13 protein-coding genes are annotated in these 12431 nt (G+C 63.7%); 6 read left to right on the forward strand and 7 right to left on the reverse strand.

Translation table 11 applies throughout. The features are described 5' to 3' along the window. Positions 1-98 precede the first annotated feature (98 nt). Positions 99-911, forward strand: a complete 813-nt coding sequence (locus AC3WG5_RS10920) for an ATP-binding cassette domain-containing protein (protein ID WP_482583652.1) — start codon at positions 99-101, stop codon at positions 909-911. Positions 912-916: 5 nt separating this feature from the next. After that, positions 917-1687 (forward strand): ABC transporter permease, encoded by a 771-nt coding sequence (locus AC3WG5_RS10925; protein ID WP_492568678.1) that lies wholly within the window; start codon positions 917-919, stop codon positions 1685-1687. A gap of 31 nt (positions 1688-1718) precedes the next feature. Here the strand turns inward: AC3WG5_RS10925 and AC3WG5_RS10930 are convergent, their stop codons facing one another. From AC3WG5_RS10930 to AC3WG5_RS10960, 7 genes are all read right to left on the reverse strand, one after another. Further along, complete coding sequence (locus AC3WG5_RS10930) at positions 1719-3353, reverse strand: NAD-dependent malic enzyme (protein WP_492568679.1); 1635 nt, start codon at positions 3351-3353, stop codon at positions 1719-1721. Positions 3354-3460: 107 nt separating this feature from the next. Continuing rightward, entirely contained in the window at positions 3461-3844 is a 384-nt protein-coding gene (locus AC3WG5_RS10935) for a sulfite exporter TauE/SafE family protein (protein ID WP_492568680.1), read from the reverse strand. Between the two features lie 210 nt (positions 3845-4054). After that, a complete protein-coding gene (locus tag AC3WG5_RS10940; protein WP_492568681.1) occupies positions 4055-4339 on the reverse strand; it encodes a cytochrome c in 285 nt (94 codons plus the stop codon). Between the two features lie 10 nt (positions 4340-4349). Further along, entirely contained in the window at positions 4350-5579 is a 1230-nt protein-coding gene (locus tag AC3WG5_RS10945; RefSeq protein ID WP_492568682.1) for a molybdopterin-dependent oxidoreductase, read from the reverse strand. 158 nt (positions 5580-5737) lie between these two features. After that, the gene (locus AC3WG5_RS10950; protein ID WP_492568683.1) at positions 5738-6526 is read right to left on the reverse strand and encodes an alpha/beta fold hydrolase; all 789 of its coding nucleotides are present in this window, start codon (positions 6524-6526) and stop codon (positions 5738-5740) included. Between the two features lie 202 nt (positions 6527-6728). Then, the gene (locus AC3WG5_RS10955) at positions 6729-8396 is read right to left on the reverse strand and encodes an ABC-F family ATP-binding cassette domain-containing protein (protein WP_492568684.1); all 1668 of its coding nucleotides are present in this window, start codon (positions 8394-8396) and stop codon (positions 6729-6731) included. A 295-nt stretch (positions 8397-8691) separates the two neighbouring features. Next, a complete protein-coding gene (locus tag AC3WG5_RS10960; RefSeq protein ID WP_492568685.1) occupies positions 8692-9099 on the reverse strand; it encodes a helix-turn-helix domain-containing protein in 408 nt (135 codons plus the stop codon). A 226-nt stretch (positions 9100-9325) separates the two neighbouring features. On the opposite strand from AC3WG5_RS10960, the gene AC3WG5_RS10965 reads away from it, so the two are divergent. From AC3WG5_RS10965 to AC3WG5_RS10980, 4 genes are all read left to right on the forward strand, one after another. After that, positions 9326-9676: a hypothetical protein gene (locus tag AC3WG5_RS10965; protein ID WP_492568686.1), complete on the forward strand. Its 351-nt coding sequence runs from the start codon at positions 9326-9328 to the stop codon at positions 9674-9676. 432 nt (positions 9677-10108) lie between these two features. Next, complete coding sequence (dcm, locus tag AC3WG5_RS10970) at positions 10109-11416, forward strand: DNA (cytosine-5-)-methyltransferase (protein WP_492568687.1); 1308 nt, start codon at positions 10109-10111, stop codon at positions 11414-11416. Beyond that, the gene (locus AC3WG5_RS10975) at positions 11403-11696 is read left to right on the forward strand and encodes a hypothetical protein (protein ID WP_492568688.1); all 294 of its coding nucleotides are present in this window, start codon (positions 11403-11405) and stop codon (positions 11694-11696) included. Before dcm ends, AC3WG5_RS10975 begins: the two co-directional genes overlap by 14 nt. Next, a complete protein-coding gene (locus AC3WG5_RS10980) occupies positions 11696-12184 on the forward strand; it encodes a very short patch repair endonuclease (protein ID WP_492568690.1) in 489 nt (162 codons plus the stop codon). Before AC3WG5_RS10975 ends, AC3WG5_RS10980 begins: the two co-directional genes overlap by 1 nt. Positions 12185-12431: the final 247 nt, after the last annotated feature.

Here is a 12431-nt window from a genome sequence, read left to right on the forward strand (position 1 = left end):
GCCCCCGCGCCGCCACCGCACGACGACCACCCGCGCCCCGCTTCGCCGGGCCGGGCGGCATCCGGCAATGCCGCGCCGATTCGGTGCTAGCATGGATCATGGCCGCTACCAACAACTCCATCGCGATTGCCACGGTTGACCTGAGCAAACGCTTCAACCACGTCACGGCGCTCGACCGGCTCAACCTGAGCGTGGCGCGCGGACAGATCTTTGGCCTGCTGGGCCCCAACGGCGCCGGCAAGAGCACCACCATCAAGATTCTCACCACCCTGCTCGAGGCCAGTTCCGGCAGCGCCACGGTGGCCGGTTTCGACGTCGCGGCCGACCCGATCGAAGTGCGGCGGCGCATCGGCTACGTGCCCCAGCTGCTGTCGGCCGACGGCGCCCTGACCGCCACCGAGAACCTGACCCTGTCGGCCCGCCTGTACGGCCTGCACGGCATCCAGCTCAAGACGCGCGTGCACGAGGCGCTGGCCTTTGCCGGCCTCGACACGGTGGCGCACAAGCTGGTCCGCACCTTTTCCGGCGGCATGATCCGCCGCCTCGAAGTGGCCCAGGCCACGCTGCATTACCCGGAAATCCTGTTTCTCGACGAACCGACCATCGGCCTCGACCCGGTGGCGCGCCGCACGGTGTGGGAGCGGCTGCAGCAGTTGCGTCAGGCCCAGGGCATGACGATCCTGATCACCACCCACGACATGGAAGAGGCCGACGTGCTGTGCGACGAACTCGCCATCCTGCATCAGGGCCGGCTGGCGGTCATCGGCAAGCCCGACGGACTCAAGGCGCAAGTCGGGCCGGAGGCCGATCTGGCCGATGTATTCGCGCATTTCAGCGGCGCCGTCATCGAGCAGGAAGGTTACTACCGCGGCATCCGCCAAAGCCGCGGCACCATCCAACGCCTGGGGTAAGCCGCATGCTCAACTGGCTCTACGAAAGTGCCGCCGTGACCGACGCCGAGGTGCGCAAACTGAGGCGCGACCCCACCGAGCTGCTGTCGCGCGCGGTGCAGCCGGTACTGTGGCTGGCGGTGTTCGGCCAGGTGTTCAGCCACGTGCGCGGCATCCCCACCGGCAACCTGCGCTACCTCGACTACATGGCCCCCGGCATCCTGGCGCAGAGCATCCTGTTCAGCGCCATCTTCTACGGCATCGCCATCATCTGGGAGCGCGATCTCGGCATCGTGCACAAGCTCCTGGTCACCCCGGCGCGGCGCAGCGCCCTGGTGTTCGGCAAGGCGGTGGCGGCGGGGCTGCGCGGGCTGGTGCAGGCGGCGGTGGTGTACCTGGTGGCGATCGCGCTGCACGTGGCGATCCGCTGGGAGCCGCTGCCGATGGTCACCGTGGCCGCCGCCGTGTTCGTCGGCTCGTGCATCTTCTCCACCTTCTCGCTGGTGATCGCCTGCATCGTCAAGACGCGCGAGCGCTTCATGGGCATCGGCCAGCTGCTCACCATGCCGCTGTTTTTCGCCTCCAACGCCATCTATCCGCTCGATATCATGCCGGACTGGCTGCGCGGCATCGCCGTCTTCAACCCGCTCACCTACTTGGTGGACGCGCTGCGCGGGGCGATGATCGTGGGCGGGCATAGCGTCTACGGCGACGCCACCAGCTTCGGCATCATGCTGCTGGTTTTCCTGCTGCTGCTGGCCCTGGCGGCCAGGCTCTACCCGGGGCTGGCGCGCTAGCCGCTGGCCGGCCCGCCCTGCGCCACCCGGCTCACACCGTGGCCGCGTAGCGCGGCTGCCACATCGCCTGGCTGACCGCCGCGTCCAGGTCATCCGGCCGGGGTTGCGTCGCCACGCCCTGCTCGTACGCCACCCGGGCAACAGCAGTGCCCACCGCCTGCGCCACGACGCGCAGCTGCGCCTGGCGCGGGAAAATGCGCCCGGCGGCCACATCGTCGGCGCTGACCTGGCCGGCCAGGGCGCTGGCCGCCGCGAAGAACATCTCGTCGCTGGCGCGGCGGGCGCCGGAGACGATCAGCCCGAGTCCGAAGCCGGGAAAGATATAGGCGTTGTTGGCCTGCCCCGGCGCATGCGACACCCCCGCCACGGTCACCGGCTCGAACGGGCTGCCGCTGGCGAAGATCACGCGGCCGGCGCTCCAGGCGTACGCCTGCTCGGCGGTGCACTCCGCCTTGGCGGTCGGGTTGGACAGGGCGAACACCACGGGCCGCTGGCAGACCTCCGCCAACGCCTCCAGCACCGCCCGGGTGAACAGGCCGCCGCAGCCGGTGGCGCCGATCAGCACGGTCGGCCGAAAATCCCGGATGGTCGCCACCAGGTCGGGCTGCGCGGCGCGGTCCTGCGCCACGGCGCGCTTGTGCGGCGGCAGATTGCGGCGGCTCGCCACCACCGGGCCGGTCGAGTCGACAAACAGGCACTGCGAGCGCGCTTGCGCCAGCTCGGCCCCGGCATGCTGCAGCGCCTTGATCACGAGCGACCCGATCCCCAGGCACGCCTCGCCGGCACCGAGAAACAGGAGGCGTTCTTCGGCCAACGTGCGTCCCGTCATCCGGCCGGCGGCGTACAGCCCGGCCAGCCCCATGGCGCCGGTGCCCTGGATGTCGTCGTTGAAGCAGCACAGCTGGTCGCGGTAGCGCACCAAGAGGCGGAACGCGTTGGCGTTGTTGAAATCCTCGAACTGCAGCACCGCCCCGGGAAACACCTGGCGCACCGCGCCGACGAACTCGTCGACGAGGCTGTCGTAGGCCTCCCCGGCGAGCCGGGGCACGCGCCGGCCGAGATAGAACCGGTCCTCGCGAAGAGAGGCCGTGTCCGTCCCCACATCCAGCGTCACCGCCAGGCAGCGCGACGGCGGCACGCCGGCACAGGCGGTATACAGCGCCAGTTTGCCGATGGGAATCCCCATGCCGTTGGCGCCCAGATCGCCCAGCCCGAGGATGCGGCCGCCGTCGGTCACCACGATGATGTCGATGTCGTGCTGCGGCCAGCGCCGCAGGATGTCGGCGATCTGCCCCTGGTGTTCCGGCGTCAGGTACAGCCCGCGCGGGGCCAGGTAACGCCGGCTCCACTCCAGGCAGGCCTGGCCAACCGTGGGGGTGTAGATCAGCGGCAGGCATTCCGCCAGGTTGTCGACAACCACCCGGTAGAACAGCGTTTCGTTCTCGTTCTGGAGAGCGGAAAGGTAGACATAGCGTTCGATCGGGCCGGCCTGGGCGCGCACCATGTCGAGCGCCCGCGCCGCCTGTTCGTCCAGCGTTTCGATGCGCGGCGGCAAGAACCCGCTCAGCCCCAGCCGCTCGCGCGCCTCGGCGCTAAACGCGGTGCCCTGGTTGAGGTGGGGATTGCGCACGACGTCGGCGCGGGGGAACGGAACGGCTTGGCCCATGTTTTTCTCCCACAGGAAGAACGGCATCGGGGCACGCGAGCCCGGACGGCGCCTGTTTCTTCACCATAGTGAATCGGCCCCGATACGTCAGGCCCAGCGCGCTCCGTTCAGAGCCAGCCCAGCCGCTTGCAGGCGCCGTACACCAGGTACACGCCCAGCCCGGTGATGAACACGCCAAAGAGCAGGCGCAACTGAGGCCCCGCCATGCGGTTGGCGAAATAGGCGCCCAGCCACGCGCCGAGAAACATGGTGGCGGCGAGAATGACGGCGGCGCGCACGTCGACGTTGCCGTGCCGGTAATACTCGATGACGGCCGCCAGCCCGATGGGCGGCAGCAGCACCGCCAGCGACGTGCCGGTGGCCACGTGCTGCGAGAACCCCGCCCAGTAAATCAGCGCCGGCACGATGACGATGCCGCCGCCCACCCCGAACAAGCCGGCGGCCACGCCGCCGAGCGTGCCGATGATGGCGAAGATGAGCCATGCAGGCATGGATGTTCTCCCGACCAGGGGCTCGCCCCGATCCGCGCCGGGGGGCGCAGGCCTGTCAGATCGAGACGAAGAGTTGATCCTTCCGCCAGGCGGCGACGCTGTCGAACACCTCGTGTACCTTGTCCCGGCTCGGCAGCACGAAGCCCGCGTCGGTCCCGGCGCAGGGAACCCGACACCGGAACGCCGCCGCATGGGCCCAGCCGGCACCGCCTACTTCGGCTTGCCGTACTGCTGATCGAGGTAATCGAGGATCAGGGGCACGTCTTCTTCCTTGATCGGCGCCCCCATCACCTTGACCATCTTGGTGACGGTCGCCTCCCAGCCCTTGCGGTCGAGAAAACGCGAGTTCATCTGGATGTAGTCCAGGCTGTGGCAGACCGCGCAATTGCGGGCGACCACGTCCTGGTTGCTGCCTTGCCGCAGTTTGACGGCGCTCTCGTCGGCCAGCGCCAGGCCCGGCAGCAGCAACAGCAGCGCGTAGAGTGTCTTGTTCATGGCGGGCCCCTCACACGACGTCCACCGCCACCTGGTGCACCAGGTTGTGGTGATACCCGGCCGGGTTGGCGATCAGTTCGAAGGTCTGGGTCTGGCCGATGCGGTTGGTGGCCTTGGCCAGCAGCGTATAGCGGCCCTTGTGGCGCGGCTGGAAGCGGTAATGCCAGGGACGGAAGGAGAAACGGCCGTGATCGGTGCCGAGCTCGGCGTTGCGCCAGCTCATGCCGCCGTCGGTGGAAACCTCCACCTGGCGGATGCCATAGCCCGCATCCCAGGCAATGCCGGCCAGCTCCAGCGGCTTGCCCAGCGGCAACCGCTCGCCGTCGCGCACGCTGGTGATGAGCGAATTCACCACCATCTCGGTGATCGGCGTGTTGGCCGCCGTCTCCTGCGACAGAAAGCGCTCCACCACCGGAAACTTGCCCACCGGCACGCGGTAGGCGCTCTTCATCCAGAAGCCGTCGAACGGCGCCGACACCACGTTGATCGAAGACAGGTGCTTGACCCAGTAGGTGGCGGTCCAGCCCGGCACGATCAGCCGCGCCGGGAAACCGTTCCAGTGCGGCAGCGGCTCGCCGTTCATCTCGAAGGCGATCAGGGTGTTTTCGTCCAGCCCCTTCCACAGCGGCAGGCTCTTGACGAAATCCGGCGTCTTGTCGAGCACCGGGCCGTCGGCGCCGTCGAGCACCAGCTCCAGCGCGCCCTTCTTCACCCCGGCCTTGTTCAGCAGGTCGCGCAAGCGCACCCCGCGCCAGCGCGCGTTGCCCATCGCGCCGTAGCTCCACTCCACCCCCGGCACGTGCGGCTGAAACAGGCCGCGCCGGTTGCCCGAGCACTGGCACACCGCCGCCAGCTCCACCGTCTCGAAGCGGCGCAGCTCGTCCAGCGTCAGCACCAGCGGGCTCTCCACCTCGCCGCCGATGCGCAGCTGCCAGCTGCGCGCCTCCACCTCGGGAATGTTGGCCAGGTGATAGCGCACGAAAAACGCCTTGTTGGGCGTGAACACCTCGCGGAAGTACTCCGGCGGCGTTTCATAGTTGGGAGGACGGTAACTGCGCTTGATCAGCGGCACCTTGCCGGGCAGGGCCTCGAGCAAGGCCGACTCGCGCGCGCCATCCGGCAGCGCCGCCGGTTGCAGCAACTTCGCGCCCTTGGCCCAGGCCGGCACCAGCAAACCCCCGCCAGCCAGCAGCAAGCCACCCGAGCCGACACGCAAAAAATCCCGCCGGTTGATACCCATCGCCGCCCCTCCCGAATTGTTGGAGTTTGTTCCATGTTAGATGGTGGCAAGGGCAACGCAATGCGATTTGCAGACAGCCATCGAAGACCAAGCGACTGCCGCACGGGAGAGACACCCCAACGGCGACCGGCCCGGCCGGCCGCTAGCGTCGGGGGCGTTTACTGTTTGGAAACCGTGGCAATCCAGCGCTCGATCTCCTGCACCGAGGCCGAAGGAGCGTTCAGGTGACTGGAAGCAGGCTCGACCATCTTGGTCAGCGGGTGCTTGGCCAGCAGCCCGAACATCTCGTGTTTCACCCGCACCAGGGCCGGGTAATCGTTGCTGGGCGCAATGTACAGCACGGGGGTATCCGCCTTGATGCCGCGCATCGCCAGCGTCTGGTTCATCGCCCCTTCCGGCTCGAACCAGGTCAGATAGGCCGCCGGCGTGGAGGCCACGGCATAGGTCCCCCGGCCGCCCTCGTAATCGCGGAACCGGGCTTTCTCCTGCCCCTTGCCCTGCGCCACCAGCTGGCGCGCCTGCTCCACGGACGGCCCCACCGCCTCACGGAAGGTGGCATTGCCGACGTTGCCGCCCGGCGCGATGGCCACCACGCCGTCGACGTGGTGCCGGCCGCCGAAATACAGCGCAAACACCCCACCCTGGCTATGCCCCGCCACGAACACCTTGCCGGCACCCTTCTGCCGCAACGCCGTCAAGGCCGCTTCCACCTCGTTTTCGGCAGTGGTGACGTCCACGTCGTACTCGCGCCGGCCAGACCAGGGCATGTCCAGATTGGCCACCAGAAACCCGTCGCGCTCGAGCGAGGCGGCCAGGTCAGACACATATTTAGAGGGAGAGCCGCCCTTGCCGTGCATCACCACCACCCCGGCCTTGGGCGTATCGGCCTGGGCGTGCAGACAGACGCCCAGCGCCGCCACAGCGAACAGATTGGCAAAGCGCTTCATGTTGTTTTCGTAAAGAAGGGGAAAAAGACATCATGCCACGATACGGCGACGGGGGAAGGCACATCGCCGCCGGCAGCGGCCCTCAGCTATCCGTCTGGCTGTTAGAAATAAATCTATCCCCTTTTCTCCGTCGCCACCCAAAACCTTTCGGCCAACCTTGAACAAGGTTGGCCGAAAGGTGGTAACGCACAGACGGGCCGGCTTAACGCTTGCCGGCCGCCTCTTCGCGCCGGCGCTTGGCCTCTTCCAGCAGGTAGACCTGGTAATCGTCCAGATCACCCGCAAAATCGCTGACCCCGCCACGCGACACCATCCAGAATTCGTCGCACACCGCGCGCAGCAGCGCCCGGTCGTGGCTGACCAGCATCACCGAGCCTTCGAACTCGTTCAGCGCCACGCTCAGCGCCTCGCGGGTAGCGAGATCCAGATGGTTGGTCGGTTCATCCAGCAGCAGCAGGTTCGGCCGCTGCCACACGATCATGCACAGCACCAGCCGCGCCTTCTCGCCGCCGCTCATGCTGCCGACCGCCTGCTTCACCATGTCGCCGCTGAAGTTGAAGGTGCCGAGAAAATTGCGCAGCCCCTGCTCGCGACAATCATTGGCCGGCGGCCGCATCGCCGCCGGGGTGTCGCGCACCAGACGGAACATGTGCTGCAGCGGATCGTCCTCCGGCCGCAGCACGTCCAGCTCCTGCTGCGAGAAGTAGCCGATATTGAGCCCCTTGCCGCGAATGATCTCGCCGCCGACCGCCTGCAGCGCCTCAGCCACGGTTTTCACCAGCGTCGATTTGCCCTGGCCGTTGGCACCGAGAATGCCAATACGCTGCCCGGCCAGCACGGTGCGGTTCACGTTGCGCACGATCACCGTCGGCGGCGTGTCTTCCGGCGCGCCCTCCGCCGCCGGATAGCCGAACACCGCGCCGCTCATCGACAGCATCGAGTTGGGCAGGCTCTGCGGCTCCTTGAATTCGAACTGGAACTCGGCATCGGCCAGCACCGGCGCGATCTTCTCCATCCGTTCCAGCGCCTTGACGCGGCTCTGCGCCTGCTTCGCCTTGCTGGCCTTGGCCTTGAAACGGTCGATGAACTTCTGCAGGTGCGCCATCTTTTCCTGCTGCTTGGCCTGCGCCGCCTGCTGCAGGACCAGCTGTTCGGCACGCATGTCCTCGAACTTGCTGTAATTGCCGCCGTAGCGCACCAGCTTGGCGTTGTCGACGTGCAGCGTCACATTGGTGACGGCGTCGAGGAATTCGCGGTCATGGCTGATCACCACCATGGTGCCGGCGTACTGCTTCAGCCACGCCTCCAGCCACACCAGCGCGTCCAGATCCAGGTGGTTGGTCGGCTCGTCCAGCAGCAGCAGATCGGACGGACACATCAGCGCGCGCGCCAGTTGCAGCCGCATGCGCCAGCCGCCGGAAAAGCTGTTCACCGGCTGCTGCAGCTCGGCGACGCTGAACCCCAACCCGAGAATCAGCGCCTGCGCCCGTGCCGGCGCGTCGTGGGCGCCGGCATCGTTGAGCGCGGTATAGGCGTGCGCCATGCGCATGTAGTCTTCGCCGGCTTCGGCCTCGGCCACCTCTCGCTGCGCGGCGAGCAGGGTGGTATCGCCCTCGACCACGAACTCGGTCGCCGTCTGCGCCGTTTCCGGCATATCCTGCGCCACCTGCGACATGCGCCACTGCGACGGGATCGACACATCGCCACCGTCTTCGTGCAGCGAGCCGTTCAGCACCGCAAACAGCGAGGATTTGCCGGCGCCGTTGCGGCCGACCAAGCCGACTTTCTCGCCGGGATTGAGCGTCACCGACGCGTTGTCGAGCAGGACTTTGGTACCACGGCGCAAGGCCACGTTTTTCAGAATGATCATGGGAAGCGCCGTGCGGCGGCAGGAAACAGGTTACGCCGCGACCGGCGACAAGGCGGGAAGACGACAGAAAGGGCGGCCAACGCTGGCCGCATCATGGCAATGGTGCTGCAGCAGCAGCGGTGCGCCGCCGCATGCTGCAAAGCAATAAAAACGGCGCGGCGCAAATGGTAACACGCCCCCTGCCGCCGCGCCGGCCCGGCTATAAAAAACAGGCGCTTAAGGCGGGGACGGCGCGACCACCATGTACCCCATGTGCCGTCATGCTCTGCGTGTTGACTGGCTTGCCGGCCACTTGCTAGGAAGCAGCCCCACCGGGCTTTTTCGGTTTGTGGTGCTCTACATAGCTCTTCACGAAGGACACGACAAATTCCCGGTCACGGCTATGCAGTGACTGCAATAGCTCGCCAATCCCACCCTCGGCATTGGGCACCTCCGTTCCATCCGAGAACAGCGTCCATGACTGGATTTGCAATACGTCGCAGACCTTCTCGAGCTGAGGGAAAGAAGGGGCAACAATACCCCGCTCATACCGCGAAACGGTTTCCATCTCGACACCAAGCATCTCAGCCAGCTGGCTCTGAGTAAGACCGAGTGCCTGTCGTCGTTTTTGCATATTCCGTCCAACGATGACTGACAGCGATCCTTTTGGTGTTCCGGCTTTACTTGTTGCTTTGACCATAGTGCTTCCAATGGTCATCGCCATCGCCACCTTCACATAGGGCGTATAAAGTCATTATTGACTATTTACGTCTAATTGCGTAAAAATGCATTTATGCTTTTAGCAAGTCATTTGCCATGGAGAGGGATGCCGCTGAAACCAATCATCCGACAGAACTTGCCGGAACCCGGATGACGATGCCGACCGCCTGCTAGCGTCCGCCAGCAGATCAGACCGACACAGACAGCCTCACTGGAGCAGACAGCATCAGATGGATGAACGGCCCTCGATGGTCAGCAATTTGATGGAGAAAAGAGAAAGGAAGCACGCCATGGTATTGAGCCCTCAGCACCGGATCACTCGCCCCGGCTCCACCCTAACCGTTACTGAGCTGTTCACCCAATGCCGCCATATCGCGTGCTACATCGACGGCGACCAGAACGGGCTGCCCTTCTCAATCGTGATAGGGCAAGCCACCCTCAGCCAGCAGCCCACACAACTGGCCATCCAATTCGAGAAATTTCTTGATGACCAAGCCCTCGCCAAGCCTCTGGCTGGCCTGATCGACCTGACCGCCCCGCTACAGCTGTTCGGACTCAGCCAGAACGACGCCCCCCCCTGACATCATCTGGCCCTGGACAGACCGCTACCAAACCGCCCTATACCGCTCACCCCACGCCGAGCAACTGCAGTTCGACCAGTACGAACGCCCTCTACCGAACCTCTATGCCAAGCAGCTCTACATTGCCCAACACTGCGGCCTGCTCTGGCACGACACCAAGGGCTTCGCGAGCTGGGTTATCAGCCATGGAGGCCGCTGGAGCCCGGCATGGTATGAATTGGTGGATGGCTGAAAGGACAGGCCGCATTGATTGCCTTGTCCTCGTCTGGTTGCACTTGCTTAGCCATGCAATCGAGGTACGACCTATGGTTTTACTCAACCTTTGTGGGGGTAGCACACCATAGAAAGCCCAATTCCATACCAAGTGTTATCAAGGGCCAGGAAAAAGGGAAATTTCCTGCCATAATGCACGGAAAATTCCCAGAGAAGAACATGAAACCTCACACAGACCTCATCCAGCAGTATCTGAACGAAGCCCTCAAGTACTACAGCAAGACGGAGCTCGCCCAGCGACTCGGCACCGACCAGAGCACCATCCGCCGCTGGGTAGCTGGCGAAACAGAACCTAAGCCGTATGTGGTAGATAGTCTGAAACACCTACTCCAGCCGTTCGGGCCACAAACACACTCCGGAGAATTCCGATTTATCGACCTGTTTGCGGGCATCGGCGGCATCCGCAAGGCCTTCGAGCATATCGGCGGTGAATGCGTATTTACCAGCGAATGGGACAGCTACGCGCAGAAAACCTATGCGGCGAATTTCCGCGATGGTCATGAGCTGAACGGCGACATTACCATGGTCGCGGCCACAGACATACCTGATCACGATGTACTGCTGGCAGGGTTTCCCTGCCAGCCGTTCTCGATTGCCGGGGTGTCCAAAAAGAATGCCTTGGGCCGTGCCCACGGCTTTGCCGATGAAACGCAGGGCACGCTGTTCTTTGACGTGGCACGTATCCTGCAAACCAAGCGCCCTCGCGCCTTCCTGCTGGAAAACGTGAAAAACCTGATGTCACATGACAAGGGGAGGACTTTCGACGTCATCCGCCGCACGCTGACCGAAGACCTCGGCTACCACATCCATTACCGCATCCTCGACGCCCAACACTTTGTACCGCAGCATCGCGAACGGATTGTGATTGTCGGCTTCCGTGACGCTATGCCATTCAACTGGGACGACGTTTTCCTGCCGCCTAAAGGCACCAAGACTATGAAAGACATCCTGCACCGGACGGACGGCAGCGAACCGTACCTGGTACAGGATGGCAACCGCTACTTCGACCACGAGAGCCGGCAGGTCAACTCCAAATACACCCTGACCCCGAAACTGTGGCAATACCTCCAAAACTACGCCGAGAAGCACCGAGCCAAAGGCAACGGTTTCGGCTTTGGACTGGTTGGCCAGGAGAGCGTGGCACGGACACTGTCCGCCCGTTACTACAAGGACGGTTCTGAAATCCTGATCGAGCAGGGCCCCGGCAAGAACCCGCGCCGCCTCACCCCCCGCGAGTGCGCAAGGCTGATGGGGCTGGACGATACGTTTGTGATTCCGGTCTCCGATACCCGGGCATACAAGCAATTCGGCAACTCTGTCGTAATGCCGGTGTTCAAAGCTGTTGCAAATGCAATGAAACCGTTTATCCAAGGGCAGGACTTCAAAACGGTAAGTCCTGATATGTTGAATGCCAAAACCGCCGCAATTGATCACAAGGAAAGCGAGGTCGTCTATGCAGTGCGTTAACCGTATCCCCGACCTGACCGGACAAGATGAGCAGGCAATGCAGTCCTGGTTTGCTGACATGGAAAAGCTGGATTTGCTGTTTCATCCGGAAGACCGGGCAGAAGACATGCTGCAGGCTGGAACAGGCCTGCCTTTGTTCAGCGATGCAGAAGCAAGCAAGGCAGAGAGCATCCTGACACAGCTTTTCTCCCGGTTTGGGGACCAAGTCATCGAGACGGCCTACCCTTTCTTCATGCGCCGTGCAGGCATTGATCCCGCATCCTGGCAGCATCTGGCATAGTGGCCGACATAGTAGACAAGGCAACCCGGAGCCGGATGATGTCCGGTATCCGGAGCAAGAACACCAAGCCCGAGCTGGCTTTGCGCAAAGCACTACATGCGCAGGGCTTTCGATACCGCCTCCATGTCAAAGATCTCCCAGGCAAGCCTGACATGGTATTCCCGAAGTTCAGGGCCGTCTTGTTCGTAAATGGCTGTTTTTGGCACGGACACGCCTGCCACTTCTTTAAGCCTCCCTCCAGTAACCAACTATTCTGGCAGGCTAAGATCCAAGGTAACCAACTGCGTGATCAGCGCAACCAATCGCAATTACAACAGCGGGGATGGCGCTGCCTAGTTGTTTGGGAATGTGCGGTACGTGCTTGGCAACGCTCACCGGAATCTTCCCACTTGATTGACTTGGTTCAAGTCTGGCTGCTAAGCAATATGCCATCATCTGAAATCAGTGAGAAAGGATGCCTTCCTTTGCCGCAATGGCACCAGCAGTGAGTTGCCAGCCTGTGTGAGGCTTAACTTGGTTTGCCCACAATGTCTTTGGTATAATCGTCCAGCATCACTTCAGGCAAATCTCCACCGAGATTACGAGTCCTACTTGTATCAGGAGATGGGATGCTCCACCGGGCCGCATGAGCTCTATGATTCGGCATCCCGCCCTAGGGTCAAAAAGTTAGCCGCTCGTGAGACCAAAGCGGGAAATCGGACAAGGCTGTGACAAATTCGCGGATGTACTGGGCAT

It is taken from the genome of Pseudogulbenkiania sp. FW507-F1 (assembly GCF_058781125.1).